Raw genomic sequence first — 26188 nt, 5'->3', positions numbered from 1 at the left:
TGAAAGGGAGTGGGATGGGAAAGGTCACCGCCATCGCGGAGCGCACCATCGAGGCGCCGGCCGACAAGGTCAGGGCGCTCGTCGCGGACTACGCCGAGACCCGCCCGAAGCTGCTGACGGAGCACTACCGCGACTACGAGGTCACCGAAGGCGGCGTCGGAGCGGGCACGAAGGCGAGCTGGAAGCTGCAGGCGACGTCGAAGCGCGTGCGTGACGTCGCCGCGACGGTGACCGAGCCCGCCGAAGGCACCCTCGTCGAGACCGACGCGAACTCCAGCATGGTCACCACCTGGACCGTCCGCGAGGTGCCGGAAGGCAGCCTCGTGCGGATCGAGACGACCTGGGAGGGCGCGGGCGGCATCGGCGGCTTCTTCGAGCGGACCTTCGCGCCCGGCGGCCTCAAGCGGATCTACGAGGGGGTCCTCGGCAAACTCGCCGAGATCGTGTAGCGCTCACCACAATCGGAATGGTCGCCCCGGTTAGCTGGTTGTACCCGTCGTGAATACGGGGCGATCGCCCCGCTTGTAGTGCGCAACAGACTTGGAGTCACCCCGTGAACGCAACCGAGATCCGGCTCGCCTCCCGTCCCCACGGTGTCCCGACGCTCGAGAACTTCGAGATCGCGGACGTCGAGATCCCGACGCCCGGCGAGGGGCAGATCCTGGTCCGCAACCAGATCCTGAGCGTGGACCCGTACATGCGCGGCCGGATGAGCAGCGCGAAGTCCTACGCCGAGCCGTACGAGGTCGGCAAGGTCATGCACGGCGGGGCCGTCGGCGAGGTCGTCGAGTCGAACGTCGAGGACTTCAAGCCTGGCGACATCGTGCTGCACGGCCTCGGCTGGCGTTCGCACGCCGTCGTCGCCGCCGAGCACGCCGTGAAGGTCGACCCCGACGCCGCGCCGATCTCGGCGTACCTCGGCGTCCTCGGCATGACCGGGCTCACCGCGTACGCCGGGCTGCTGGAGGTCGCGGAGTTCAAGGAGGGCGACACCGTCTTCGTGTCCGGCGCGGCGGGTGCCGTCGGGTCCGTCGTCGGCCAGCTGGCGAAGCTGAAGGGCGCGAAGCGGGTTATCGGCAGCGCGGGCACGGACGAGAAGGTCAAGTGGCTGACCGACGAGCTGGGCTTCGATGCGGCGTTCAACTACAAGGACGCCCCGGTCATCGAGCAGCTGCGCGCGGCGGCGCCCGAGGGGATCGACGTGTACTTCGACAACGTCGGCGGTGAGCACCTCGAAGCGGCCATCGACTCGATCAACCTGCACGGCCGGATGGCGATCTGCGGGATGATCTCGGTCTACAACAACACCGAACCGGCCGCGGCGCCGCGGAACCTCGCGTCGATCATCGCGAAGCGGTTCACCATGCGCGGCATGCTGGTCGGCGACCACTTCGCGCTGCAGCCGCAGTTCGTCAAGGAGGTCGCGCCGCTCGTCGCCTCCGGCGACCTCAAGTACTCCGAGACCATTGTGGACGGTATCCGCAACGCGCCGCAGGCCTTCCTGGACCTGCTGGGCGGCGCGAACACCGGCAAGATGCTGGTCCGCGTCTGACCCCTTCACCGATGCTATGAAAGGTCCTTTCCTTGCGAAATTTGCAAGGAAAGGACCTTTCATAGCGCGCGGGAGGCTCAGTACTGCGTAGTGAGGGCACCTTCGGTCAGCGCGGCATCCAGCTGCTCCACTGACACGTCCAGGTTCATCTGGTCGCGGAAGATCTGCCCGGCGGTCGGCAGGCCGGACCGCTCCGGCCACGTCTCCGGCTTCCACAGCGAAGACCGCAGGAAAGCCTTGGCGCAGTGCAGGTACAGCTCTTCGACCTCGACCAGGATCGCCAGCGCGGGCCGCTTTCCCTTGATCACGAGGTCGTCGAAGAACGGCGCGTCCGCGACCAGTTTCGCGCGGCCGTTGATCCGCAGCGTCTCGTTCATCCCCGGCACCAGGAACAGCAGTCCGGCGTACGGGTTCTCGATGATGTTGGTCTGGCTGTCGAGCAGCTTGTTGCCGGGCCGGTCGGCCAGCACGAGCGTCCGGTCGTCGAGAACCTTTACGGAACCGGCCGGGTCCCCGCGCGGGGAGACGTCACAGGTCCCCTCGGACGACGCCGTCGCCAGCAGGTAGAACGGCGAATGCTCGATCAGGGTGCGAGCGTGCGGGTCGATGAAGGGGATGATCTTCCCCTTCGTCCTTTCCGCCGGATGACCGAGGTGCTCGCGGAGCGCTTCGTGTGTCTCGATCACCTTGATCTCTGGAGTCCCCATGGACCCAGTCAACCACTAGAAGACGACAGTCCGGTTCCCGTGCACGAGGACGCGGCCCTCCAGATGCCACCGCAGTCCCCGCGCCAGCGTCACCTTTTCGATGTCGCGGCCCTTGCGGATCAGGTCCTCGACAGAGTCGCCGTGGTCGACGCGGATGACGTCCTGGTCGACGATCGGGCCCGCGTCGAGGTCGGCGGTGACGTAGTGGCAGGTCGCGCCGATCAGCTTCACCCCGCGCGCGTGGGCCTGGTGGTACGGCCGCGCGCCGACGAACGACGGCAGGAAGCTGTGGTGGATGTTGAGCGCCCGCCCGGCCCAGGCTTCGCACAGTTCCGGGGGGCAGGACCTGCATGAACCGGGCGAGGACGACGGCGTGCGGGTCGTGTTCGTCGACCAGTTTCCGCACCTCCGCGAAGGCGGGCGCCTTGGCCTCGGCGTCGCCGGCGGGGAACGGGACGTGGTGGAACGGGATGCCGTGGGCGCGGGTGATGTCGCCCAGTGAGGCGTGGTTGCCGATGACCGCGGCGACGTCGACGTCCAGTTCGCCGGACGCGACGCGGCCGAGCAGGTCGTAGAGGCAATGCCCGGCCTTGGAGACCAGGATCACGGCCCGCCGTCGTTCGCCGGTGTCGCTGACCTGCCAGCTCGACTCGGCCGAAAGCGACTTCGCGACCTCGGCGAAGCGCGTGCGCAGCTCGGCGGCGTCGAACGGGAGCGAGTCGGCGCGGACGACCTGGCGGGTGAAGAACCAGCCGGTGTCCGGGTCGGTGTGGTACGCGGCTTCGACGATCCAACCGCCGTGCTCGGCGAGGAAACCCGAGATCCGGGCGATGATGCCGGTGCGGTCGGGGCAACCGAAGGAGATCACGTAGCGGCGTTCAGGGTTCGACACGTACTCCATTGTCGCTGGTCCCGGCCGCGGCGCGGCGCCGGGTCAGGATGCCGACGCGGACGCGCCGCCCGATCTCGATCGCCCCGACCAGCAGCAGGCCGAGCGCGAAGGACAGCAGAAGGCCCTTCTCCGGTTCGTCCGCGAAGGTCGCTCCGCCGACGAGACCGATCAGGACGCTGTACACCGCCCAGACGCTCGCGCCGAGGGCGTCGAGCGGGACGAACTTGTGCGGCGGGTAACCGAGGCTGCCGTTGGCGAGCCCGCTGGCGACGCGGCCGCCGGGCAGGTAGCGGGCGGCGAGGATCAGCAGGACGGCGTTGCGCTGGACCTGGATCTTCGCCCATTCGTAGCGCCGGACCCCGTCCGGACCACGCTGCAGGCGGGCGAGCGCGCGAGAGCCCGCGGCGGCGCCGACGGTGTAACCGAGGCAGTCGCCCAGCCAGGCGCCGAGCGCGGCGACCAGGGCGAGCAGCGCCAGTTGCGGCAGCTCCGGGCCGATGAGGACGGCGACGGTGATGACGGTCGTCTCACTCGGCATGAACGGCAGGAGCGCGTCCAACCCGGACACGAGGAACACGATCACCCACAGCCAGGGTGATCCCAGCGTGCCCTCGAGCAGCCCGGTGACGTACTCCAGTAGTTCCACGGTCCCATGGTGATCACCGCAGGTCGCATCGGGATGACGGAGCGGGGTTGTACCGGTGAATTCCTAGTCGGGGGCCACCGACGACCACGGCACGGTGAGTTCACCGAGCCGCCACCGCGACGGCCGGTTCAGCACCGGCCAGCCTCGGGCGGTGAGCAGATGGACGGTATGCGCCCAGCGGGCCCGGACGCCGAAGTTCTGATGCGGCGCCGCCGTCGCCCAGCAAGTGTCCAGAGTGGACAGTAAATCGTGGACGCGTTCACCGGGAACGTTGCGGTGGATGAGAACCTTGGGCAGCCTTTCGGCCACTGTGGACGGACGTTCCAGGCTCGCGAGATGGACGGAAATGGTCAGCGTGCGGGGCCCGTCGTGCCCGACGGCGACCCAGGTGCTCAGCCGTCCGATCTCGTCGCAGGTGCCTTCGACGAGGAGCCCGTCGGGCGCCATCGCGTCCAGCATCAGCGACCAGGCCCCGGCGACCTCGGCCTCGTCGTACTGCCGCAGCACGTTGAACGCGCGCACCAGCACCGGTCGCGTCCCGGCCAGCTCGAAACCGCCGCGCCGGAAGTCCAGCCACGGCCGGTCGACGCACGCTTGCGCCACGGCCACCCGTTCGGCGTCCAGTTCCAGGCCCAGCACCCGGACGTCGCGGCGGACCGAGCGCAGCCACCGCGCCATCTCCACCGTGGTCACCGGCGAGGCGCCGTAGCCGAGGTCCACCACGAGCGGTTCGTGCGCCCGGCGCAGCAGTCGGGTCACCCCGGCGTCGCCCGCGAGCCACCGGTCCACGCGGCGGAGGCGGTTCGGGTTGGTCGTCCCGCGTGTCGGTGCCCCGACCGGTTTCAGCGCTCGGCCAGCCACTTCGCGACGAATTCCGCTTCGCGCTCCAGCAGCTTGACGACCTGTTCGGCGATCACGTTCTCCAGCTTCCCGCCGACGAACGGGATCCGCACCTTGACCTCGCCGCTGTTGACGAGGGTCGTCTGCTCGCCGTCGCCGGTCAGCGACGTCTTCGCGGTGATCTCGCCCGGCACGCCGTGGACGGACGCCGTCGCGCCACCGGTGTACCCGGCGCCGCCGGCGCGCCAGATCTGCTCGCGTTCGACGACGAGGTCGCCGCGGTGCAGGGTCCGCACGGCGGACGGGAGCTTGTCCGAGCTGATGCCCTGACGCAGCTTGTAGCGCACCCCGTCCTCGGCCGGGACGTACTCCAGCAGTTCCGCGTCGTCGCCGCCGATCTGCTCCAGCCTGGCCCGGAGCGCCGCTTCGCTCGCCACCGCGTCCCACGCGCTCGCGAGGTCGGCGGAGAAGGTCGTGCGGTGCTCGATACGGGAGGCCATGGCGCCAGACAGTACCGTTCATGGGCGTGAGCACTGCCGAAACTCCCACCCAGCACGCCGCCCTCGCCGACCACACCACGCTGCGGCTCGGCGGCCCGGCGCGGCGCTACGCCGAAGCGACGACGGCGCAGGCCCTGGTCGACGCGGTCCGCGAGGCCGACGACGCGGGTGAGCCGGTCCTGCTGCTCGGCGGCGGTTCGAACCTGGTCGTCGCCGACGAAGGCTTCGAGGGCCTGCTGCTGAAGGTCGGCGAGACCGGCTGGACACGTGACGGAGATCTCGTCGAGGTCGCCGCCGGGCAGAACTGGGACGGTTTCGTCGAGGGACTGGTCGCCGAGGGCGTCGGCGGGCTCGAATGTCTCTCCGGGATCCCGGGTTCGGTCGGTGCGACACCGATCCAGAACGTCGGCGCGTATGGCTGCGAGGTGGCCGAGTCACTGGTCTCGCTCGACCTCTACGACCGCGCCGCCCGCGAGATCCGCACGCTGACCGCCGAAGAGCTCGGGTTCGGCTACCGCACTTCGATCCTGAAGGGGACCGACGCGGGTGTCGTGCTCACGGTGCGCTTCAAGGTCACCGAAGACGGCCTCTCGGCCCCGATCCGCTACGCCGAACTCGCCCGCACGCTCGACGTCGAGATCGGTGACCGCGTCCCGGTGGCCGAAGCACGCGAAGCGGTCCTCGGGCTGCGTCGCGGTAAGGGCATGGTCCTCGACGCGGACGACCACGACACCTGGAGCGCGGGCTCGTTCTTCACCAACCCGATCATCGGGGAGGCGCAGGTCGCGAAGGTGCTGGCGAGGATCGTCGACGTCGTCGGCGAGGACGTCCGCGTGCCGCGATACCCGGCGCCCGGCGGGACGAAGCTGTCCGCGGCGTGGCTGATCGAGCGCGCGGGATTCGCGAAGGGGCACGAGGGGCCGGGGGGCCGGGTGTCGCTGTCGACGAAGCACACTCTGGCGCTCACGAACCGGGGGAAGGCCTCGACAGCCGACCTCCTCGCGCTGGCCCGCGAAGTGCGCGACGGCGTCGAGACCCGCTTCGGCGTCTCGCTCCACCCGGAACCCCTGCTCATCAACTGCTCGCTCTAGCGCGGCTCGCGTTTAGCCCGCTAAAGGCGACGCGCCTTTAGCGGGCTAAACGCGAGCCGCCGAAAGTCGCGAACAACCCCGAGCCGGGCCGATGCGTCTATAGCCGTGAGGGGGCGCGGGGTGAGTTTCGCCGCCGCGGGTAACGTCGGAGAGGTCCCCAGCGCTGAGCGGGTAGGTGCTCGCGTGGGGGCCAATGGGAGGTTCACGGTGATCGAACGGCGCACGGTGTTCAAGGCCGCGCTCGCCGCGGGGGCGGCCATGCTGGCCGCGGCCTGCTCCAGCGAAGAAGGCGGCAACGCCAAGCCGGAGGGCAGTGGTGGCGACGGACAGGCCGCCGCGCCGCCGCTCGCCAAGATCACCGCCGAGCCCGCCGTCGACGCCAAGGACGCCTCCGTGGTGACGCCGGTCGTCGTGAAGGTCGCCGACGGCAAGCTCACCGAGGTCAAGGTCACCGGCGATTCCGGCAAGGACGTCAAAGGGGAGCTTTCGCCCGACGGGCTCACCTGGACGAGTTCCGAGTCCCTCGGCTACGGCAAGACCTACACGTACGCGGCGAAGGCCAGCGGCAGCGACAACAAGGTCGCCGAGCTCAAGGGCACCTTCACCACGGTCAAACCGGCCAAGGAGGTCCGCGCCACGCTGAACCCGACCGACGACGCCGAGGTCGGCGTCGGGATGCCGATCAGCGTGAAGTTCGCGTCCCCGGTCAAGGACAAGGCGGCCGCCGAGAAGGCGCTCAAGGTGAAGACCGACAAGGACGTCGAGGGCTCCTGGGGCTGGCTGTCGGATACGCAGGTCGACTGGCGGCCCAAGGAGTACTGGCCCGCCAACATCACCGTCAGCGTCGAAGCGAAGCTCTACGGCGTCGCGCTCGGCGGCGGCGCGTACGGCAAGGCCGACGTCACCACCAAGTTCAAGATCGGCCGCAACCAGGTCGTCAAGATCCACACCCCGGACCACGTGATGAAGGTCTACCGCGGCGGCGCGGAGTCGGCGAGCTACCCGTGCTCGAACGGGCTCGACGGCGACGTCCAGCGCAACACCCCCAACGGCACCTTCATCGTGATGACGAAGGAGCCGACGGCGCGGTTCGACAACGCGCGGTACGGCTACACCAACGTCAACAAGAAGTGGTCCTGCCGGATCTCGAACAACGGCGAGTACATCCACGAGAACCAGGACAACGCGGCGAACATCGGCAAGGCCAACACCTCGCACGGCTGCGTGAACCTGCTCGAAGCGGACGCGAAGAAGTACTTCGACTCGGCGATGATCGGCGACCCCGTCGAGATCACCGGTTCGAAACTGGGCAGCCCGACCAAATCGGACGTCAAGAACTGGTTCTACGACTGGAAGTCCTGGAAGGCCCTCTCGGCGATCAAGTAACCCGTCCGGCTCGTGAGTGGCGACTCTGCCCGCGGTGAAGTGCTGAAGAGCGCGTGAAGGCCCCCTTCCCTCGGCTCAGCCGAGGGAAGGGGGCCTTCACGCGCTACCCCTGGGGCTGGTGGTGTCACTGAGTCTGGTGGCGATGGTCCGAGCAGGGTGAGGGGAACTTTGAGGGACCCTGAGTCCCTCAAGGAGTCCTTCACGGCCAGCCGCTAACGAACCCACCCCCGGTAGGTACCTAAAACACTCTCGGTTCGAACCGTCATCGCCACTCACGAGACCCGCCCGGGAGCCCATAAAGTGCGGGCATGAAGACCGAGGTAGTCGGCTACGGCGGAACGCGGATCGGCCTGTGGGTCGAGGGCGCCGAGAACACCCGTCCGATCGTGTTCGTGCACGGCTGGGCCCAGTCCGGCCGCGCCTGGGCGCCCCAGCTCGCGGATCCCGCGCTGTCCGGGCGGTTCCGCCTGGTCGCGATGGATCTGCGCGGCCACGGGGACTCTGAGGTCCCGTCCGCGGGCTACGACGACCCGCGGGTCTGGGCCGAAGACCTCGCCTCCGTGCTCGACTTCGCCGGGGAAGACGCGATCGTCGTCGGCTGGTCCTACGGCGGGCTCGTGATCACCGACTACCTTCGCGTGCACGGTTCCGCACGCCTGGCCGGCGTCGTGCTTGTGGGCGCCATCACAGAAATCGGCAAGAACCGCCCCGGCGGGAAAATCGGGCCCGCCATGCGCGAGGCCATCCCGGCGGTGCTGTCGGACGACCCGGCGGTCGCGATTCCCGCGTTGGTGCAGTTCAGCGCGCGGATGACGGCCTCCCCGGTGTCCGGGACCCTGACCCAGTCCTTGCTCGGCACCAGCCTCGCGACCCCGCCCTCGGTGCGCTCCGCGTTGTTCCGGCGCGACGTCGGGAGCGAGGACGTACTTCGCGAACTGGACAAACCGACGCTGATCGTCCATGGTCTCGCGGACGCTGTGATCGATCCGACGTCGGCGGAATACGCGGCGGGGAAGATTCAGGGTGCCGTCATGCGTTGGCTACCTGAGGTGGGGCATCTGCCGTTCGCCGAAGCAGCCGATGAGTTCGGTGGTCTGCTGCGCGGGTTCGCCGATCAGTAGGACTTCAGGAGTGTTGACCAGGTGACGATCCCTCTGCACGGGTTCGATGCCGCGCCCAGGCGCGTCGCGGTGCTGTCCTTGCACACCTCTCCGCTGGAACAGCCGGGCACCGGCGACGCGGGCGGGATGAACGTCTACGTGAGCCAGACGGCCACCGAGATGGCCCGCCGCGGCGTCGAGGTCGAGGTGTTCACCCGGGCCACGTCCTCGGACCAGCCACCGGTCGCCGAACTGGCGCCCGGCGTCCTGGTGCGGCACATCCCGGCCGGGCCGTTCGAGCCGCTGGGGCGCGACGAGCTGACCGCGCAGCTGTGCGCGTTCACCGCCGGGGTGCTGCGGGCCGAGGCGTTCCACGAGCCCGGCTACTACGACCTCATCCATTCGCATTACTGGCTCTCCGGCCAGGCGGGCTGGCTCGCCCGCGACCGCTGGGGGGTGCCGCTGGTGCACACCGCGCACACCCTGGCCAAGGTCAAGAACGCCGCGCTGGCCGAAGGCGACACCCCCGAGCCGCGCACCCGCGTGATCGGTGAGGAGCAGGTCGTCGCCGAGGCCGATTGCCTGGTCGCGAACACCCGCGTCGAGGCCCGCGAACTGATCGAGCTGTACGACGCCGACCCACACGCCGTGCACGCCATCCCGCCCGGGGTCGACCTCGACCGCTTCACACCGGGTTCGCGGTCGGCCGCCCGCCGCGCGCTGGGCCTGCCGCGGGACGCGATCGTGCTGGCCTTCGCGGGCCGGATCCAGCCGCTGAAGGCGCCGGACGTCCTGCTGCTGGCCGCCGCCGAAATGCTGCGCGAGCGGCCGGAGCTGGCGTCGAGGCTGGTCGTGCTGATCGTCGGCGGTCCCTCCGGGACCGGGCTGGAGCAGCCGCAAGCCCTGCGTGAACTGGCCGTCTCCCTCGGCATCGAGGAGCAGACCCGGTTCATGCCGCCGCAGCCCGGCCGGGCGCTGGTCGACGTCTACCGTGCGGCCGATCTCGTCGCGGTGCCGAGCTACAACGAGTCGTTCGGGCTCGTCGCGCTGGAGGCGCAGGCCTGCGGGACGCCGGTGATCGCGGCCGAGGTCGGCGGGCTGCCGGTCGCGGTCCCGCACGGCGTTTCCGGGCTGCTGGTGCCTTCGCATGATCCGAAGGACTGGGCGGGCGCGCTCGCGAACGTCGCCTTGCGACCGGGCAGGCGTGCCGAACTTTCGGCCAACGCCGTCGTCCACGCGCAGCGCTTTTCCTGGCGCCGCACGACCGACCGCCTGCTCGACACGTACGCTCAAGCGACCGGCGCGTTCCGGCGTGCCCTCGAACAGCGCGCGGAGGTGGCGGTTTGACACTCGACGAGATCTTGCGGTCCTCTTTGGACAATGCGGGCCTGAAGTACGACAAACGCGGCGAGGGAAAGTACTTCGTCACCTTGCCCGGCACCAAGAAGCTGCAGACGAACTGCTGGCTGGTCGCCGGGGACCACGCGTTCGCCGTCGAGGCCTTCGTTTGCCGCCGTCCCGATGAGTCCCATGAGGACGTTTACCGCTTTCTGTTGCGCCGCAACGCGAAACTGTACGGCGTGCACTACACCGTGGACGCGATGGGCGACATCTACCTGGTCGGCCGGTTCGGCCTGGACACGGTGACCGAGGCCGAATTGGACAAGATCCTGGGGCAGGTGCTGGAGGCCGCCGACGGCGACTTCAACACCTTGCTGGAACTCGGGTTCGCCGAATCGATCAAACGCGAATGGGACTGGCGGGTCTCGCGCGGTGAATCACTCGCGAACCTGCAGGCGTTCAAGCATCTCGTCGAGCCCGCGAACGGGCACGAGCCCGGAGCCTTGACCGACTCGTGACCCGTTCGGTGCAACGGCACCGGACCCGGCTCCGTCTCTCTCCGCAGCACTGGAGGGAGAACGGGACTTATGCACAAGCGATCGAGATGGGTGGCCGTCGCCGGCATCGTGCTGGCACTCGCGGGCTGCTCGGCGAACGAGTCCGGCGAGAAATCCGCCGCGATGTCGGCCGACGGGCGGCAGGCCGCGCCGAATCAGGGCGCCCCGAGTCAGGGCGGGCCGAACAAGGAGAGCACCGACAGCGCGGGCAAGGCGGGTTCGGACAAGGCTCCGGCGCCGGTGGGACAGCCGGGGGTGGCCGACCGCAAGCTGGTGCGCACGGCGAACCTGGAACTCACCGCGCCCAATGTCGGCGACGTGATCTCGCAGGTGCGCGTCATCACCCAGGCCGCCGCCGGGTACACCGGGCAGGAGAGCACCCAGGAGAAGCGCGCGTCGGTCAACGTCGTCGTGCCCTCCGATCGCCTCGACGGTGTGCTGGAGCAGCTGGGGAAGCTCGGGAAGCAGGTCAAACGGGAGGTCACCGCGACTGACGTGACCGAGCAGATGGTCGACGTCGATTCGCGGCTGGCCACGCAGCGGGCGAGTGTCGAGCGCATCCGCGCGCTGCTCGCGAAGGCGACTTCGGTGTCGGAGATCGCTTCGGTCGAGAGTGAGCTGACGAGCCGTGAGGCCGAACTCGAGTCGCTTCAGAAGCGTCGCGAGAGCCTGGCCGGAAGTGTCGCCATGTCGACGATCTCGCTGCAGGTGAAGGCCGAGACGGTCGCGGCGGCGGAAGAGTCGCGCAGTGGTTTCTTCGGCGGGCTGGCAGGCGGCTGGGACGCGTTCCTGACCTTCGGTGGCGGCCTGCTGACCGTGCTCGGCGCGATGGCGCCGTTCCTGCTGGTCTTCGGGGTCCCCGCGGCCGCGCTGGTGTGGTGGCTGCGCAAGCGGCGCCGTCCGGCCGCGCCCGCGATGGCGTCGGCTTCGGATCTGCCGTCCGCCCCGCCGCTGGACTGAAAAGACCTAGGCGGGACGGCTCGAGGGAGGGGGGAGTCGCGATCTCGAGCCGCCCCGCTGAAGTTCCCGCCAAGGTGGACCCGGTGACGAGGGGGATGCCAACGGGGCCGGCGGGCGCCGCGACTCGGCAGGGGGGAGACGAGTCGCGGTCGTCACCCGCGTCGGGCCGGGGAGTGCGTGGAATCCGGCCGCGCGGGACGTAGTCAACCTGTCAGATCTCCACCTGTAATCACAAGACTACCGGTTACTCCATTGGAGTGAACTTTCTGCAGTGGGATAACGGAGTGCAGTCCGATTTTCCGGGATTTGGACTTGTTGGCAGCCCGTCTTCTGGACGAGTGAAGGTGTTACTCGCGGGTAACGCACTCTCTGTAGAAACAAGGGCAAGTCCAGCCCTCTGACCGGCGCTTCCGCTCACTCTGGCAGGCTTGGGCGCATGGCTGAGCTTGGGACTCTGGTGCTGCTGCGTCACGGGCAGAGCACGTGGAACGCCGAAAATCTGTTCACCGGCTGGGTGGACGTGCCGCTCTCGGACCAGGGCGAGCTGGAGGCGCGCAAGGGCGGGAAGCTGCTCGCCGAATCCGGCCTGCTGCCGGACGTCGTGCACACCTCGCTGATGCGCCGGGCGATCTCGACCGCCAACCTGGCGCTCGACGCCGCCGACAGGCACTGGATCCCGGTGAAGCGCGACTGGCGGCTCAACGAGCGGCACTACGGCGCGCTGCAGGGCAAGAACAAGAAGCAGACGCTGGACGAGTTCGGCGAGGAGCAGTTCATGCTCTGGCGCCGCTCCTACGACACCCCGCCGCCCCCCATCGACCCGGCCGACGAGTTCAGCCAGGTCGGCGACGCGCGCTACGCCGACCTCGGCGACTCCGCCCCGCTGACCGAATGCCTCAAGGACGTCGTCGCGCGGCTGCTGCCGTACTGGGAGTCCGCGATCGTGCCGGATCTGCGCGCCGGCAAGACCGTCCTGGTCGCCGCGCACGGCAACTCGCTGCGCGCGCTGGTGAAGCACCTCGACGGGATCTCCGACGACGCCATCGCCGGGCTCAACATCCCGACCGGCATCCCGCTGCGCTACGACCTGACCGACGACCTCAAGCCGGTTACCGCCGGCGGGACGTACCTGGACCCGGAGGCCGCCAAGGAAGCCGCGGCCGCCGTCGCGAACCAGGGCCGCTGAACCTACGCGTTTCGTCCTCTGGATGCGGTAGTTCGCACTACGAATCACCGCGTTCAGAGGACGAATTGCGTCAGGGGAGGGCCGCGACCATCTCGATACCGGCGGCCTTCCAGCCCTCGGGCAGGCGCTGGAGGCGCAGCACGATCGGCAGGTACCGCTTCGACGCCTGCCCGGCCGCGTCCGTGACGTCCGACGCCGCGAAGAGCAGCACGCTCGCCTTGCCGTCCACGACCTCCATGACCGCGGCGGCCGGATTCGGCGCCATCGACGACTTCGTGCCCCCGGACCGGATCTGGTTCAGCCGCGCCGCCTTGTCCTGCCGGAACTGGGTCAGCAACTGCCCGGTCGACACGGACTCGTAGCGGGCGTACGTGCCTTCGGGATCCGCCGGATTCACGTTCAGCAGGGCTTCCGCGGCGCGCACGGCACCGTCGCGGGCGGAATCCCGCACCCGCGCGAACGCCCGGTCACCCGCGCCCGGTTTCTCCGCCGCGGACGTGGAGCCCGCCGGGTTCACGTCGACCTCGCCGATCCGCCAGCGGTCGCCTTCGCGCACGGTCGCGAGCAGGACCGTCGCGATCCCCTTGCTGGTGGTGCCCGCCCTGGTGCTGGTCTGGTCCACCACGGTCAGCACCCGCGCCTTGTCCGGCGTCTGCTCGACCGCCGCCGAGACGATCACCCTGGTCACGAGCTTGATCGGCTCGGCCGAATTCAGGACCTCGGCGAACAGCTTCCTCAGCTCGTCACGCGCGCCCGGCGTCAGGTTGTCGGCGAGCGCCTTCTCGTAGGCGGGCACGGCCGTGCTGTCGTAAGAGAACGTCGCTTCGGTGGCCGTCTTGACCGCCGCGAGCATGGACGCCGTCTTCGCCGGATCGACCAGTGCGAAGTTCGACGGCGGACTCGCCGGCTCCGGCTGGGCGGTGCCGGGGACCGTGGTGGTGCAGCCCGCGAGGACGAGCAGAACGGCGACCCCGGCCCAGCGTTTCACAGCAGGCCGAGTTCCCGTGCCCGCGCGTCCACCTGGAGCCGCGACGTCACGCCGAGCGCGACCAGCAATTCCGAGACGCGTCGCTGATAGGTGCGCACACCCATGCCGAGGCTCTTCGCGGCCTTGTCGTCCTTGCAGCCGGTGGTCAGGAATTCGAGGATCTGCGGTGCCTCCATCCGGATGTCGGCGAACCGCGCGTCGAACGTCTCCAGCGTCGCGGCCGCCTGCCAGGCGGTTTCGAACAGCGACAGAATGCCCTGGACCAGCTCCGGGCGCGAGATGACGCTGTAGGAGCGCACCGCCTTGCCCTCGTCGCCAGCCATGATCGCGACCCGCTCGTCGAGCAGGATCGTCTCGTTGATCTCCTCGGTGCCGATCCGGATCTGCGCGCCGAGGCCCGAGAGATGGTGCAGGTGCTGCGCGGTCTGCTCGTTCAGCAGGACACCGGGGCGGTACAGCTTGCGGATCCGCTTGTCGGGCACCAGCCGCTCACCTTGGCGGGTGAGCGACGGCCGGGAAAGCGCCCACGTGTACAGGTCGTCGGCCGCGCACGCGATGTCGGTCGCCGCGACGAACAGATGAGCCGTCCGGTCGAACAGCTCTTCTTCTCCACGGATCAGGGAGATGTCACTGACGAGTTCCACGGCGACAGTCTTCCAACATTCCCCGGCGCCTGTGACGGGAACACCGCTATTTCCCCGTGGGCGGGAGGCGCGGTGCCGGGATAGTCGCGACGAAAGTAGGGATCCGGGCATCCGGAGCCGACGGCCTCCCCGCTTCGGGTGATCCGCCTCACCCGGGAGGTCTCGGCCAGGGATCGGGTACGTGAACGGGGCCTGACCTGCGGGCGAACAGGGTCTCCCCAGGTGTCATAGGCATCACGAGTACGCGGCCGGGACTAGGCCAAAAGGCTACCCGGACGCTTACGATTCCCCTGTGACCACGCCTGTTGCACTCGCCCTGGCCGTCGGCGGACTGATCGTCGGTGTGGTTTTCGGCTTCCTGATCGCGAGGGGCCGCGCCCGCCGCGAGGAGCGGCGACCGACCGGCCCCACCGTGGCCGAACTGCTCGAACGCCTCGTGCGGTCCAGCAACAACGGCGTCGTCGTGCTCAACAAGTTCGGCGACATGGTCCTGCACAACCCGCGGGCCTACGAGCTGGGCCTGGTGAAGGTCAACCAGGCCGACCCGCGTGCCCGCAAGGCCGCCGAGCAGGTCGTCGAGACCGACGAGCCGATGGAGATCGACCTTTCGCCGCTGGAGGCGAGGGGCCGCCAGCCCGAGGCCGTCCTCGGCGAGGTCCGCCCGCTCGGCGACGGGTTCACCGTGGTCGAGGCCGTCGACCACTCCGAGGCGATCCGACTCGAAGCCGTCCGGCGGGACTTCGTCGCGAACGTCAGCCACGAACTGAAGACGCCGGTGGGCGCGATCGCACTGCTCACCGAGGCCGTCCTCGACGCCGCGGAGGACGTGGAGGAGGTCCGCCGGTTCGGCGGCAAGATCCTCCGCGAGTCGACCCGGCTCGGCCAGCTCGTCACCGAGCTGATCGCGCTGTCGCGGCTCCAGGGCGCCGAGCGGCTGCCGGATCTGAACGTGGTCGAGGTCGACGCCGTCGTGCGCGAGGCGCTCGGCCGGACCACGCTCTCGGCGGAATCCGCCGAGATCACCATCACCACCGACGCGGCCAGCGGACTGCTCATCGAGGGCGACCGCACGCTGATGGTCACCGCGCTGTCGAACCTGCTGGAGAACGCGGTCGCGTACTCGCCGCCGGGCAGCCCGGTGTCGATCAGCAGGCGGCTGGTCGACGGGAAGGTCGAGATCGCGGTGACCGACCGCGGCATCGGCATCGCCGAGGACGAGCAGCAACGCGTGTTCGAGCGGTTCTACCGCGCGGACAAGGCCCGGTCGCGGGCCACCGGCGGGACCGGGCTGGGACTGGCGATCGTCAAGCACGTCGCCGCCAACCACGGCGGTTCGGTCGGCCTCTGGAGCCGTCCCGGCACCGGGTCGACGTTCACCCTGCGGATCCCCGCCCACATCGGTACCGAACCGGCGGCGGCCGCGAAACAGGCTCCGCCGGCATCCCGGCCGGAGAAGACCCCCGAGCGGACACCCCGTCTCGTGGCAACAGGGCAAGAAAGCCCCGACCATGGAGGAAACCTGTGACGAGGGTTCTCATCGTCGAGGACGAAGAGTCGTTCGCCGACCCGCTCGCGTTCTTGCTGCGCAAGGAGGGCTTCACCGCCGCCGTGGCCGGAACCGGGCAGCAGGCGCTCGAGGAATTCGACCGCAACGGCGCCGACATCGTCCTGCTCGACCTCATGCTTCCCGGGATGAGCGGAACGGACGTCTGCAAGCAGCTCCGGCAGCGCTCCGCCGTCCCGGTGATCATGGTGACCGCGCGGGACAGCGAGATCGACAAGGTCGTGGGGCTGGAACTCGGCGCCGACGACTACGTCACCAAGCCGTACTCGGCCCGCGAGCTCATCGCGCGGGTGCGGGCGGTGCTGCGCCGCGGCGGTGAGCCCGGCGCCGAAGGCGAGCTGGCGCCGCTGGTGCTGTCCGCCGGGCCGGTGCGGATGGACGTCGAACGGCATGTGGTGACCGTCGACGGCCAGGAGGTGTCCCTGCCGCTCAAGGAGTTCGACCTGCTCGAATACCTGCTGCGCAACGTGGGCCGCGTGCTCACCCGCGGGCAGCTGATCGACCGGGTGTGGGGCGCGGACTACGTCGGCGACACCAAGACGCTCGACGTCCACGTGAAGCGGCTCCGGTCGAAGATCGAACCGGACCCGGGATCGCCCCGGCACCTGGTCACGGTGCGTGGTCTGGGCTACAAGTTCGAAACCTGATCGGCGCTGGTACCCGCCCGCTGCGATACAGATCACGGTTACGGTTTCGTGACCTGACGTGCGGGCGGGTACCGTAGACGCTCGTGCGCCTAGGGGTACTCGACGTCGGTTCCAACACCGTCCACCTGCTCGTGGTCGACGCCCACCGTGGCGCCCACCCGACGCCGATGCATTCCGAAAAGGCGGTCCTCCGGCTCGCCGAGCAGATCACCCGCAACGGCGACCTGAGCCGCGCGGGTGCGGACAGCCTCGTGCGGGCGGTCGAATCGGCGAAGGCGGCGGCCCTGCGGCTCGGCTGCGAAGACGTCATGGCGTTCGCGACCTCCGCGGTCCGCGAAGCCAAGAACGCCCCGAAAGTGCTGGCGAAGGTCCAAGAGGAGACCGGCGTCGAGCTGAAGGTGCTCTCCGGGGTCGATGAGTCCCGGCTCACCTTCCTCGCCGTCCGCCGGTGGTTCGGCTGGTCGGCGGGCAAACTGCTGGTGCTCGACATCGGCGGCGGCTCGCTCGAGGTCGCGATGGGCCGCGACGAGGAGCCCGAACTGGCCGAATCCCTCCCGCTGGGCGCGGGCCGGACCACCCGGACGCGGTTCCGGAACGATCCGCCGTCCCGCTCGGAGCTGATCGCGACTTCGGCCTGGCTCGAAGAACAGCTCGCCACGCTCGCCAAGAAGGTCGCCAAATTGGGTGAACCCGATCGTGTCGTGGCGACGTCGAAGACGTTCCGGTCACTCGCCAGGCTGACCGGAGCGGCGCCGTCGGCCAGCGGGCCGCATGTGCGCCGTACCCTGACCGACACCGCGTTGCGCCAGCTCATCGCGTTCATCTCCCGGATGACCGCCCAGGACCTGGCACAACTCGAGGGGGTCAGCGCGAGCAGGTCGCATCAGCTGGTGGCCGGCGCGCTCGTCGCACAAGCCACCATGCGGGCGCTTTCCCTGGAAGAACTGGAGATCTGTCCGTGGGCACTGCGAGAAGGTGTCATCCTGCGACGGCTGGACCATTCGAATGGTGCGGACGAGACTGTGGGCGGCAGCGCCCGACTGGACTTCGTCGACGGAGAACGGGCACGGTGAAGAGGTGACGGAGATGCGGATGACGGCCGGTAGCGCGCGCGACGCCGCCGATGCCCCGTCGCGTGCCGGTTCACAACGGCTGGAGCGCGCATTGGACAGCACGGTATGACGGACGAGACAGAGAGCGGCCCGCCGCAGAAGACCGTGGCGGAGCTGCTCGCGCAGCACGGAGCCCAGCCGGAAGGCGGGCGCCGCAGGCGACGCCGCGCGGCCGACGACGAGGACGAAGCCCCCGAGCCGCCGCGCGGCCGACGTGCGCCGTCGGTGAGCGACACCGCGCCGCAGGCGATCATCGACCGCGTGTCCGGCGACCCCCCGCCGCCGCCGTCGAGGCCGCCGCGCCGTACGCGCCCGCAGGCTCCGCCCGATGGGTTCCCGGCGGAGAAAAGTACTTCGAACCCCGGAGCGCGTCCGGGGCCGCCGCCGCAGCAGGACTCCGCGCCGCTGCCGGTGCCGCCCGACGTCGCGTCCACTCCGACCAGGCAGACGCCGCCGGTGCGCCCGCCGAAGCCGGTCGCTCCGCCGCAGGAGTCCGGCCAGTTCGCGCGGCCCGCCCCGCCGAAGCCCGCCCAGCCGCCCCAGGAGTCGGGTCAGTTCACCCGGCCGGCGCCGCCGCAGGAGCAGAGCGGATACCAGCAGCGGCCGCCGCAGCAGTCCGGTCAGTTCGCGCGCCCGGTCCCGCCCCAGGAGTCGAGCGGCTACCAGCGGATGCCGGACTCCCACGGCCTGCCCCCGCGCGGCCGTCCGCGGCCCGCCGGCCCGGAGGAGACCCGCGGCGCGGTGCCGCCGGTCCGCCGTCGTCCCGAGCCCCCCGCCGGACCCCCGTCCTCGGGGCTTTCGGCGAGACTCGACGGCGGGGCCGACCCCGTCGCCGACGAGGCCGGAGACCAGCCCGGCCCGATGGCCAGCGGCGCCTTCGCGACGCCGCCCGCCCCGCAGCCGGTACGGCGCCGCCGTCCGCCGGGCCGCCCGGCCCAGCCCAAGGCCGAGCCGAGCACCGAGCAGTTCGCCGCGGTGAGCGACGACGTCGCCCCCGAGACCGAGGCACCCCCCGCGCCCGTCGAGCCGGAGGTCCCGCCCGCCGGGCTGGCGGGCTGGCGCAAGCGACGGCAGAAGGTGCAGTCCGAGGACACCGAGATCGGCGGGATCCCGCCGGTGCCGCCTCCGCCGCCTGCCGTGCCGGTCGAGCCGGAGACCGATCCCGAACCGGATCCGTTCGACGGCGGGCCGCCCACCATGGCCTCGCACCCGCCGCCGATGCCGTTCGTGCCGCCGCATTCGCTCGACGACCGCGACCGGCCGCAGGACGACCTCGACGAGTACGAACGCGACTTCGCCGACCCGGCCTACCCCGAGGAGGGCCCGGACTTCGGCCGCGAGGAGTACGGCTTCGGCCGGACAGCGGCCGGTTACCAGGCCGACGACTACGAGGACGACTACGACGACGAGCAGGACTCGGACGTCGTCGCGGAGGAAGAGCCCGAGGAGTACGCCGAGAACGCGTCACCGGGGAAGCAGTGGCTGGCCTTGGCCGGTCAGCTCGCCCTCGGCGTGGTCGGCGGCGCCGCGGTCTGGCTGGGCTTCAACTGGCTGTGGGTGAACATCCCCGCCGCCGCGCTGGTCGCCGCGCTGCTGGTGATCGTCGCGCTGGTGTGGATCGTCCGGAAGATCCGCAAGGCGGAGGATCTGCAGACCCTGGTGCTCGCGGTTCTGGTCGGACTGGTGGTGACGGTCTCACCGGCCGCACTCCTCCTGGTCGCGCGTTAGCGGCCTCGGGGAGGATGCCGGAATGGCAGTTCCTGTTCCGGTGGGGATCTCGACCGCGTCCGTCTGGCCGTTGCGGGCGGGTGCGGCCTTCGAGATGGCCGCGGACCTGGGGTACGACGGCGTCGAGGTGATGGTCTGGGCCGACCCGGTCAGCCAGGACGTGTCCGCGCTGCGCCGGTGGTCGCGCCGCACCGGCGTGCCGGTGCTGTCGATCCACTCGCCGTCGCTGCTGATCACCCAGCGCGTGTGGTCGCCGGATCCCGAGGTGCGCCTGCGGATGTCCGTGGACGCGGCGCTGGAACTGGGCGCGCGCACGGTCGTGGTGCATCCGCCGTTCCGGTGGCAGCGCCGCTACGGCGACGCGTTCGGTGACCTCGTCGACGAGCTCGAAGAGGAAAGCGGGATCGAGATCGCGGTCGAGAACATGTTCAAGGTGCGCCCGCCCGGCGGCTCGCGGACGTCGCGCGTGTCGGCCTTCCGGCCCTCGATCGACCCTACGGACGTAGGGTTTCGCCACTACACGCTCGACCTGTCCCATACGGCGGCGGCGGGGATGGACGCCCTCGCGCTCGCCGAACGGATGGGTTCCGGGCTCGCGCACGTCCATCTGGCGGACGGCACCGGCCTCCCGAAGGACGAGCACCTGGTGCCCGGACGCGGGATCGAACCCTGCGCCGAACTCCTCGAAAAGCTCGTGAACAGCGATTTCTCCGGGCAGGTCGTGCTGGAGATCAACACGCGCCGCTCGCCGAGCCCGGCGCGGCGATCGAAGGACCTCGCGGAGTCACTCCTGTTCGCGAGGTTTCACCTCGGTCAGTGACAAAGATCGTCTCCAGGTGCGGAGATTCATTCCTGTCTGCACTCGAGGCGCTGGTACACGTAAAGTTCCGACCGTGAACCAGCTGCGTTTGTTGATCTCCCGCACCCCGATGGATCGGCTCGTGGCCTGGGTCAGTGCTCGGGGAGCGCGGCCGACGACACGGTCACCTCCTTCGACGCGGCATGCGCGACGCGATCACTGGGTGACGGCACGTTCACAGCGGTACTGCGCACGGAATGGTCGATCGGCGGACATCCGCACGGCGGCTTCCTGATGGCACTGATGGCGCGGACCGCGCTCTCCCTCCTCCACGAACGCGGTGAGCCGCCGTCCGAGCCGCTGGCGATCAGCGCGGAGTTCCTGCACCCGCCCGCCGTGGGCCCGGTGTTGCTGCGCACCGACGTCCGGAAGGTCGGAAGGCGCGCCTCGGTCGTCGCGGTCCTGCTGGAGCAGCGGGGCCGCAGCTGCGTCGAGGCCAGGGTGACCACCGGTCGGCTGCCGATGCGGCGTCCGGAGTGGACCGACGTCCCGGCCATGCCCGCGGAGCCGCCGCCCGGCGCGGTACCCGTCACCGGCGAGACGTCCGAAGGCATGTTCAACCTGGCGAAGGGTTGCGAGGTCCGGCTGGATCCGGCGAGCGTCGGCTACCTGCACGGCCGGATCGGCGACCCGCCGAAGATGCGGCTGTGGGTCCGGCCGCGGCACGGCCTCCCCGACCCGTTCTTCACCCTGCTCGCGGGCGACGTGAACCCGCCGGTGGTCTACAACCTGGGCCGGGTCGGCTGGGCGCCGACCGTGCAGCTGACCGCGTTGCTGCGCACCCGTCCGGCGCCGGGCTGGCTGCGGGTGATCGTGCAAGCCCAGTCGGTGCACGAGGCCTGGTTCGACTCGGACGCGCTCGTGGTGGACTCGCAGGGCAGGGTGGTCTGCCAGGCGCGTCAGCTGGCGCTCGCCCCGGCGCCCGGGGGCTGACGGCGGTTTGGCACGCTGAAAGGCATGAGCGTGATCGCGGTCGTCGGTGCCGGAAAGATCGGGGAGGCCCTGCTCTCGGGCCTGTTGCACGGCGGGCACAGCCCCGGTGACCTGCTGTTCACCGAGCGCTATCCGGTGCGCGCCGCCGAGCTGACCGAGCGCTACGGCGTGCACGGGGTCACCGTCGCCGACGCCGCGCGCCGGGCCGACGTGCTGGTCGTCGCGGTCAAACCGCAGGACATCGACCCGGTGCTGGACGAACTCGCGCCGTTGCTCGGCAAGGAGTCGCTGGTGGTCTCGCTGTGCGCGGGCCTGCCGACCGCCCTGTACGAGCGCAGGCTGGCCGACGGCGTCCCCGTGGTCCGGGTCATGCCGAACACCCCGATGCTCGTCGGAGAGGCGATGAGCGCGGTTTCCGCGGGGGCGCACGCGACCGCGGAGCACGTCGCGCTGGTGAAGGAGCTGCTTTCGCACGTCGGCCAGGTCGTCGAGGTGCCGGAGTCGCAGCAGGACGCCGTCACGGCGCTGTCCGGATCCGGGCCGGCGTATTTCTTCTACCTGGTCGAGGCCATGATCGACGCCGGGATCCTGCTCGGCCTGCCGCGGACGCTAGCCGGGCAGCTGATCATCCAGTCGGCGGTCGGGGCGGCGAAGATGCTCGCGGAGTCCGACGAGCACCCGGTGCTGCTGCGCGAAGCCGTCACCTCACCCGCCGGGACGACCATCAACGCCATCCGCGAACTCGAGAAGCACGGCGTCCGCGCGGCGCTCCTGGCCGCCATCGAGGCCGCGAAGGACCGGTCGACCGAACTGGGCGCCGCTCACGAACCTCGCAGTTAGTCCTCTGGACGCGGTCCTTGCATGCGCAAGGACCGCATCCAGAGGACGAAATGCGTAGTCGGACGGGCCCATCTCGGTGACTCGCGTCGCTTTAGCCACACGTGTCCCGCTACTCTCAAGAGAGCACGTGCGTGTCGATACCACAGGTGGGGAAGCCTCGTGGCGCGACACGTGTCGAAGGACACGGTGAATCATGCCGCCGAACAAGAAGGATGATCTGCCCTCAGTGGGCCAGGTCCAGTTTCTGACGGTCGCCGAGGTGGCCACGCTGATGCGGGTCTCCAAGATGACCGTCTACCGACTGGTTCACTCGGGCGAGTTGCCCGCGGTGCGCGTCGGGAAGTCGTTCAGAGTGCCCGAAAAGGCCGTTCACGAGTATCTGCAGGGCGCGTACTTCGACGTGGGCTGAGGCTCGCTTCGCGGAGCACAGTGCGCCCGCCGACGAGCGTCTTCCGGGGCGCGGGTACCCTGGAAGACCGCTCGTGCCTGTGCGCTCCACCCGTTGGACGCTGCGCCGGGCAGCGTGACCGACGACGAAGGAAGGAGCGCTCACGATGGGCTCTGTGATCAAGAAGCGCCGTAAGCGCATGTCGAAGAAGAAGCACCGCAAGTTGCTGCGCCGGACGCGCGTTCAGCGTAGGAAGGCCGGCAAGTAAGACACAGCCGGTGAGTGGCCCGTCCAGTTTCTGGACGGGCCATTCCCATTTAGTGGGCTTTGGCCGCCCATTCGAGTGAGACGTGCATCCCCTCCGCGAGCGGCTGGTTAATAGCATGTAAGCGCTGACTCGACTACCCCTAATGAGCGGTAACATCTCAAGGGCAGCCGCGCGATGCTTCCAGTGAGTGCAGGTTCGCGCACACTCGGTAGATCAAGAACGCGCTCAAGGTCATCAGGACCCCGTGATCGAAGTCCGAGAACCGCCCAAACCGCAGGGAGTCCTATGCCGTCGAACATCGTGCTCGTCACCGGGGTCGGGGGAGACCTTGGCGGGAAACTGCTCGCCAGACTCGGCAACAATCCGGAGTTCGAGCGGGTGATCGGCGTGGACACCACGCCTCCGCAGAAGTCGGTCCTGCAGCGCATGGGTCGCGCTGAGTACGTCCGCGCCGACATTCGCAATCCGCTGATCGCCAAGGTGATCAGCACGGCCAAGGTCGACACCGTCGTGCACGCCTCGTGCACCGCCCATCCGGCGGGCCCGGCCCGCCGCACGGCCATCAAAGAGGTCAACGTCATCGGCACGATGCGGCTGCTGGCGGCCTGCCAGCGTTCGCCGCTCGTGCGCAAGCTCGTGGTCAAGTCGACGGCGGCGGTCTACGGCGCGGGAGCGCGTTCACAGGCCGTCTTCACCGAAGACTCCGAGCTCATCCCTACCTCGACCAGCGGCTACGCCAAGGACGCCGTCGAGATGGAGGGCTACGTGCGCGGGCTCATGCGCCGTCGTCCCGACATCACGACGACGCTGCTCCGGTTCGCCAACATCATCAGCCCCGAGATCGACACCGTGCTCTCGCGCTACTTCGCGCTGCCGGTCGTCCCGACGGTCTTCGGCTACGACGCCCGGATCCAGCTGCTCCACGCCTCGGACGCGCTGTCGGTCTTCGAGCTGGCGACGCTGGAGGACAAGCCCGGCGTGTTCAATGTCGGCTCGGAAGGGGTACTCACCCTGTCTCAGGCGATCCGGCGAGCGGGCCGGGTCGAGTTGCCGATGCCCAGCGGTGTCGTGCCGTCGGTCGGCAAGCTCCTGCGCGGGGCCCGCGTGGTCGACTTCTCCGCGGACCAGGTCCGGTTGCTGAACTTCGGCCGGGTCGTGGACATCACGAAGCTGAAGAAGGACTTCGGCTACACCCCGCGCTGGACGACGCGTGAGGCGTTCGACGACTACATCACCGGCCGCGGGCTCAGGCCCGTGGTGGACGGTGGCAGGCTGGCCGGACTCGCCGGCAAGGTCCTGGTGGCCGCGGCCACCGGACAGGCGGCGCACCGGTGAGCAGGCCCTACGAGAACGAGCCCGATAACTCTCACGAAGGCGAGGCGGAAAACGTGAGCGGCGCTGAAGCGCAGGTCATCCCGTTGCACGGCCCCGGCAGAGAGAAGCCGGACCCGGCCGCTCAGGCGGATCGGGATCTTCGCGAGTCCGAAGACGCGCAAGAGCATCTGAAGCAGCAGGAACGCCGGGCGGACGCGCCCGTCGTGGAGTTCCCCGGCTCGGCGAGGGTCTCACCCGCGAAGACCCGGCCCGCCGATGCGGACCTGCTCCCGGAGTCGCTCAAGACGGCACTGGGGTTCCTGCGGAGCAGGCTGACCGGTGACTACACCGTCGACGAGTTCGGCTTCGACGCCGAGCTCACCGAGACCCTGCTGCTGCCGCCGCTGCGCGCGCTGTACGAGAAGTGGTTCCGCGTCGACACCTTCGGCGTCGAGAACCTGCCCGCCGACGGCGGCGCGCTCCTGGTGTCGAACCACTCCGGCACGTTGCCGCTCGACGCGCTGATGACCGCCGTCGCCGTGCACGACCATGTTCCCGGCGGCAGGCATCTGCGTGGCCTCGGCGCGGATCTGGTGTTCCAGGTACCGCTGGTCGGCTCCTTCGCCCGCAAGTCCGGGCAGACGCTCGCCTGCAACGCCGACGCGGAACGCTTGCTGCGCAAGGGAGAACTCGTCGGTGTCTGGCCGGAAGGCTTCAAGGGCATCGGAAAGCCGTTCTCGTCGCGGTACAAACTGCAGCGGTTCGGCCGTGGTGGCTTCGTTTCCGCGGCCCTGCGGACCGGGGTGCCGATCATTCCCGTGTCGGTCATCGGCGCGGAGGAGATCTACCCGAAGGTGGGCGACATCAAGCTGCTCGCGCGGCTGCTCGGCCTGCCGTACTTCCCGGTGACCCCGTTCTTCCCGCTGCTCGGCCCGCTCGGCGCGATCCCGCTGCCGACGAAGTGGAGCATCGAGTTCGGCGAGCCCATCCGCACGGACACCTACGACGCGGACGCCGTGGATGACCCGATGCTGGTGTTCACGCTGACCGACCAGGTGCGGGAGTCGATCCAGCAGTCGCTGTACAAACGCCTTTCGCAGCGTAAGAGCGTCTTCAAGGGCTGACCGCTTTCCGATGCCATGAAAGGTCCTTTCCTTGCAAAATTTGCAAGGAAAGGACCTTTCATGGCATCGGAGAGAGGGGCTCAGCGGCGGCGGTAGGCCATGCCGGCGGCCACGGCACCGGCCACCGCGCCGACGCCGAGCACCGACGGGACGCCGATCTTCGCGGCCTTCCGCCCGGTCCGGAAGTCGCGGATCTCCCAGCCGCGCGCGCGGGCGACGTCGCGAAGGCCGCCGTCGGGGTTCACCGCGACAGCGGTTCCCACGACCGACAACATCGGGACGTCGTTCTGCGAGTCCGAATACGCGGTGCAGCGCTTGAGATTCAGCCCTTCGCGTGACGCCAGTGCCCGGACGGCGTGGGCTTTCGCGCGTCCGTGCAGGAGATCGCCGACGAGACGGCCGGTGTAGACGCCGTCCTTCGTCTCGGCGACGGTGCCCAGCGCGCCGGTGAGGCCGAGGCGCCGCGAGATGATGGCCGCGAGTTCGATCGGGGTCGCGGTGACGAGCCAGACGCGCTGGCCGGCGTCGAGGTGCATCTGCGCGAGCGCCCGGGTGCCGGACCAGATCTTGTCCGCCATCAGCTCGTCGTAGATCTCTTCGCTGATGTCGGTCAGTTCCTGCACCGTGCGACCGGCCACAAAGGACAGTGCGCGCTCGCGGTGGGTCTTGATGTCTTCCTTGTTCTCCCGGCCGCCGAGCCGGAATTTCACCTGCTGCCAGACGAATCCGGCCAGATCGGCGGACGTGAAGAACTTGCGCGCGGCCAGGCCGCGGGCGAAGTAGAAGATCGACGCGCCCATCATCATGGTGTTGTCGACGTCGAAGAACGCGGCCGCGGTCAGATCCGGCGGTGCGGGCGGGGCCGGCGGTTCGAGGGCTTCGGCGGACGCGGTCGCCATGGCGGCCTCGGCCGACGCCTCGCCCGCGAGCTCGGCCAGCCGTTCGAGCTCTTGACTCTTATCCCTGCCCCGCCAAACTGACACGCACACCGCCTCCGGAATCCCAGGTGCCTACGCACAGC

General features: G+C 69.6%; 27 protein-coding genes and 1 pseudogene. 20 read left to right on the top strand and 8 right to left on the bottom strand.

Annotation, left to right across the window (positions count from 1 at the left end; translation table 11 throughout):
• Positions 1 to 14 precede the first annotated feature (14 nt).
• On the top strand, positions 15 to 449 hold the full coding sequence (locus SD37_RS38990) for an SRPBCC family protein (RefSeq protein ID WP_044855112.1): 435 nt from the start codon (positions 15 to 17) through the stop codon (positions 447 to 449).
• A gap of 104 nt (positions 450 to 553) precedes the next feature.
• Complete coding sequence (locus SD37_RS38985) at positions 554 to 1552, top strand: NADP-dependent oxidoreductase (RefSeq protein ID WP_044855111.1); 999 nt, start codon at positions 554 to 556, stop codon at positions 1550 to 1552.
• 77 nt (positions 1553 to 1629) lie between these two features.
• On the opposite strand, the gene SD37_RS38980 is transcribed toward SD37_RS38985, so the two are convergent.
• The 5 genes and pseudogenes from SD37_RS38980 to SD37_RS38960 form a co-directional block, all read right to left on the bottom strand.
• Positions 1630 to 2259, bottom strand: coding sequence for a pyridoxamine 5'-phosphate oxidase family protein (locus SD37_RS38980; RefSeq protein WP_044855110.1), 630 nt, complete (start codon positions 2257 to 2259; stop codon positions 1630 to 1632).
• Between the two features lie 15 nt (positions 2260 to 2274).
• Positions 2275 to 3160, bottom strand: a pseudogene (gene purU / locus SD37_RS38975) (formyltetrahydrofolate deformylase).
• Positions 3138 to 3797: a DedA family protein gene (locus SD37_RS38970; protein ID WP_044855109.1), complete on the bottom strand. Its 660-nt coding sequence runs from the start codon at positions 3795 to 3797 to the stop codon at positions 3138 to 3140. Before SD37_RS38970 ends, purU begins: the two are co-directional and overlap by 23 nt.
• Before the next feature lie 63 nt (positions 3798 to 3860).
• Complete coding sequence (locus SD37_RS38965) at positions 3861 to 4658, bottom strand: hypothetical protein (RefSeq protein WP_044855108.1); 798 nt, start codon at positions 4656 to 4658, stop codon at positions 3861 to 3863.
• Positions 4640 to 5137, bottom strand: coding sequence for a DUF2505 domain-containing protein (locus SD37_RS38960; protein ID WP_044855107.1), 498 nt, complete (start codon positions 5135 to 5137; stop codon positions 4640 to 4642). Before SD37_RS38960 ends, SD37_RS38965 begins: the two co-directional genes overlap by 19 nt.
• A gap of 26 nt (positions 5138 to 5163) precedes the next feature.
• On the opposite strand from SD37_RS38960, the gene SD37_RS38955 reads away from it, so the two are divergent.
• The 7 genes from SD37_RS38955 (at position 5164) to SD37_RS38925 (ending at position 12758) form a co-directional block, all read left to right on the top strand.
• The gene (locus tag SD37_RS38955) at positions 5164 to 6228 is read left to right on the top strand and encodes a UDP-N-acetylmuramate dehydrogenase (protein WP_044855319.1); all 1065 of its coding nucleotides are present in this window, start codon (positions 5164 to 5166) and stop codon (positions 6226 to 6228) included.
• Positions 6229 to 6435: 207 nt separating this feature from the next.
• On the top strand, positions 6436 to 7614 hold the full coding sequence (locus SD37_RS38950) for a L,D-transpeptidase (protein WP_044855106.1): 1179 nt from the start codon (positions 6436 to 6438) through the stop codon (positions 7612 to 7614).
• Between the two features lie 308 nt (positions 7615 to 7922).
• Positions 7923 to 8735 (top strand): alpha/beta fold hydrolase, encoded by an 813-nt coding sequence (locus SD37_RS38945; protein ID WP_044855105.1) that lies wholly within the window; start codon positions 7923 to 7925, stop codon positions 8733 to 8735.
• Between the two features lie 21 nt (positions 8736 to 8756).
• Complete coding sequence (gene mshA / locus SD37_RS38940) at positions 8757 to 10061, top strand: D-inositol-3-phosphate glycosyltransferase (RefSeq protein ID WP_083255201.1); 1305 nt, start codon at positions 8757 to 8759, stop codon at positions 10059 to 10061.
• The gene (locus SD37_RS38935) at positions 10058 to 10573 is read left to right on the top strand and encodes a type III secretion system chaperone family protein (RefSeq protein ID WP_037319324.1); all 516 of its coding nucleotides are present in this window, start codon (positions 10058 to 10060) and stop codon (positions 10571 to 10573) included. The genes mshA and SD37_RS38935 overlap by 4 nt, the downstream gene beginning before the upstream one ends.
• A gap of 69 nt (positions 10574 to 10642) precedes the next feature.
• Positions 10643 to 11572: a DUF4349 domain-containing protein gene (locus SD37_RS38930; protein WP_044855104.1), complete on the top strand. Its 930-nt coding sequence runs from the start codon at positions 10643 to 10645 to the stop codon at positions 11570 to 11572.
• A gap of 436 nt (positions 11573 to 12008) precedes the next feature.
• Positions 12009 to 12758, top strand: coding sequence for a phosphoglyceromutase (locus SD37_RS38925; RefSeq protein WP_037319329.1), 750 nt, complete (start codon positions 12009 to 12011; stop codon positions 12756 to 12758).
• Positions 12759 to 12828: 70 nt separating this feature from the next.
• Here the strand turns inward: SD37_RS38925 and SD37_RS38920 are convergent, their stop codons facing one another.
• Positions 12829 to 13746 (bottom strand): hypothetical protein, encoded by a 918-nt coding sequence (locus tag SD37_RS38920; RefSeq protein WP_044855103.1) that lies wholly within the window; start codon positions 13744 to 13746, stop codon positions 12829 to 12831.
• Entirely contained in the window at positions 13743 to 14390 is a 648-nt protein-coding gene (locus SD37_RS38915; protein WP_044855102.1) for a hypothetical protein, read from the bottom strand. The genes SD37_RS38920 and SD37_RS38915 overlap by 4 nt, the downstream gene beginning before the upstream one ends.
• Before the next feature lie 292 nt (positions 14391 to 14682).
• Here SD37_RS38915 and SD37_RS38910 point away from each other — a divergent pair, with 292 nt between their 5' ends.
• The 11 genes from SD37_RS38910 to SD37_RS38865 all read left to right on the top strand — a co-directional run bounded on the left by SD37_RS38910 (position 14683) and on the right by SD37_RS38865 (position 25167).
• Entirely contained in the window at positions 14683 to 15915 is a 1233-nt protein-coding gene (locus SD37_RS38910) for a sensor histidine kinase (protein ID WP_044855101.1), read from the top strand.
• The gene (locus SD37_RS38905; RefSeq protein ID WP_037319339.1) at positions 15912 to 16601 is read left to right on the top strand and encodes a response regulator transcription factor; all 690 of its coding nucleotides are present in this window, start codon (positions 15912 to 15914) and stop codon (positions 16599 to 16601) included. Before SD37_RS38910 ends, SD37_RS38905 begins: the two co-directional genes overlap by 4 nt.
• Positions 16602 to 16684: 83 nt before the next feature.
• Positions 16685 to 17674 carry a Ppx/GppA family phosphatase gene (locus SD37_RS38900; RefSeq protein ID WP_037319341.1) on the top strand — a complete coding sequence of 330 codons (990 nt, stop codon included), beginning with the start codon at positions 16685 to 16687 and terminating at the stop codon, positions 17672 to 17674.
• A 105-nt stretch (positions 17675 to 17779) separates the two neighbouring features.
• The gene (locus SD37_RS38895; protein WP_083255200.1) at positions 17780 to 19441 is read left to right on the top strand and encodes a hypothetical protein; all 1662 of its coding nucleotides are present in this window, start codon (positions 17780 to 17782) and stop codon (positions 19439 to 19441) included.
• A gap of 22 nt (positions 19442 to 19463) precedes the next feature.
• Positions 19464 to 20261: a sugar phosphate isomerase/epimerase family protein gene (locus tag SD37_RS38890; protein WP_044855100.1), complete on the top strand. Its 798-nt coding sequence runs from the start codon at positions 19464 to 19466 to the stop codon at positions 20259 to 20261.
• Positions 20262 to 20459: 198 nt separating this feature from the next.
• Positions 20460 to 21233 carry a thioesterase family protein gene (locus SD37_RS38885; RefSeq protein WP_201788934.1) on the top strand — a complete coding sequence of 258 codons (774 nt, stop codon included), beginning with the start codon at positions 20460 to 20462 and terminating at the stop codon, positions 21231 to 21233.
• 24 nt (positions 21234 to 21257) lie between these two features.
• Complete coding sequence (gene proC / locus SD37_RS38880; protein WP_044855098.1) at positions 21258 to 22073, top strand: pyrroline-5-carboxylate reductase; 816 nt, start codon at positions 21258 to 21260, stop codon at positions 22071 to 22073.
• A gap of 193 nt (positions 22074 to 22266) precedes the next feature.
• The gene (locus SD37_RS38875) at positions 22267 to 22482 is read left to right on the top strand and encodes a helix-turn-helix domain-containing protein (protein ID WP_016330918.1); all 216 of its coding nucleotides are present in this window, start codon (positions 22267 to 22269) and stop codon (positions 22480 to 22482) included.
• 145 nt (positions 22483 to 22627) lie between these two features.
• A complete protein-coding gene (locus SD37_RS42335; protein WP_007030867.1) occupies positions 22628 to 22729 on the top strand; it encodes a 30S ribosomal protein bS22 in 102 nt (33 codons plus the stop codon).
• Between the two features lie 285 nt (positions 22730 to 23014).
• A complete protein-coding gene (locus SD37_RS38870) occupies positions 23015 to 24064 on the top strand; it encodes an NAD-dependent epimerase/dehydratase family protein (protein ID WP_044855097.1) in 1050 nt (349 codons plus the stop codon).
• Positions 24061 to 25167 carry a lysophospholipid acyltransferase family protein gene (locus tag SD37_RS38865; RefSeq protein WP_044855096.1) on the top strand — a complete coding sequence of 369 codons (1107 nt, stop codon included), beginning with the start codon at positions 24061 to 24063 and terminating at the stop codon, positions 25165 to 25167. The genes SD37_RS38870 and SD37_RS38865 overlap by 4 nt, the downstream gene beginning before the upstream one ends.
• Positions 25168 to 25247: 80 nt before the next feature.
• Here SD37_RS38865 and SD37_RS38860 read toward each other — a convergent pair whose 3' ends face one another.
• A complete protein-coding gene (locus SD37_RS38860) occupies positions 25248 to 26150 on the bottom strand; it encodes an HAD family hydrolase (RefSeq protein WP_037308177.1) in 903 nt (300 codons plus the stop codon).
• Positions 26151 to 26188 lie beyond the last annotated feature (38 nt).

The sequence above is a fragment of the Amycolatopsis orientalis genome (assembly GCF_000943515.2).
GTDB lineage: Bacteria > Actinomycetota > Actinomycetes > Mycobacteriales > Pseudonocardiaceae > Amycolatopsis > Amycolatopsis orientalis.
Note: the sequence above shows the minus strand (reverse complement) of the source record. Positions and strands in the feature narration are given on the sequence as shown.

What these genes read in the sequence shown, in the direction of transcription:
- SD37_RS38990 (WP_044855112.1), top strand. Translation starts at nt 15, where the DNA reads ATGGGAAAGGTCACCGCCATCGCGGAGCGCACCATCGAGGCGCCGGCC.
- SD37_RS38980 (WP_044855110.1), bottom strand. Translation starts at nt 2,259, where the DNA reads ATGGGGACTCCAGAGATCAAGGTGATCGAGACACACGAAGCGCTCCGC.
- SD37_RS38960 (WP_044855107.1), bottom strand. Translation starts at nt 5,137, where the DNA reads ATGGCCTCCCGTATCGAGCACCGCACGACCTTCTCCGCCGACCTCGCG.
- SD37_RS38945 (WP_044855105.1), top strand. Translation starts at nt 7,923, where the DNA reads ATGAAGACCGAGGTAGTCGGCTACGGCGGAACGCGGATCGGCCTGTGG.
- SD37_RS38930 (WP_044855104.1), top strand. Translation starts at nt 10,643, where the DNA reads ATGCACAAGCGATCGAGATGGGTGGCCGTCGCCGGCATCGTGCTGGCA.
- SD37_RS38925 (WP_037319329.1), top strand. Translation starts at nt 12,009, where the DNA reads ATGGCTGAGCTTGGGACTCTGGTGCTGCTGCGTCACGGGCAGAGCACG.
- SD37_RS38895 (WP_083255200.1), top strand. Translation starts at nt 17,780, where the DNA reads ATGACGGACGAGACAGAGAGCGGCCCGCCGCAGAAGACCGTGGCGGAG.
- SD37_RS38890 (WP_044855100.1), top strand. Translation starts at nt 19,464, where the DNA reads ATGGCAGTTCCTGTTCCGGTGGGGATCTCGACCGCGTCCGTCTGGCCG.
- proC (WP_044855098.1), top strand. Translation starts at nt 21,258, where the DNA reads ATGAGCGTGATCGCGGTCGTCGGTGCCGGAAAGATCGGGGAGGCCCTG.
- SD37_RS38875 (WP_016330918.1), top strand. Translation starts at nt 22,267, where the DNA reads ATGCCGCCGAACAAGAAGGATGATCTGCCCTCAGTGGGCCAGGTCCAG.
- SD37_RS42335 (WP_007030867.1), top strand. Translation starts at nt 22,628, where the DNA reads ATGGGCTCTGTGATCAAGAAGCGCCGTAAGCGCATGTCGAAGAAGAAG.
- SD37_RS38870 (WP_044855097.1), top strand. Translation starts at nt 23,015, where the DNA reads ATGCCGTCGAACATCGTGCTCGTCACCGGGGTCGGGGGAGACCTTGGC.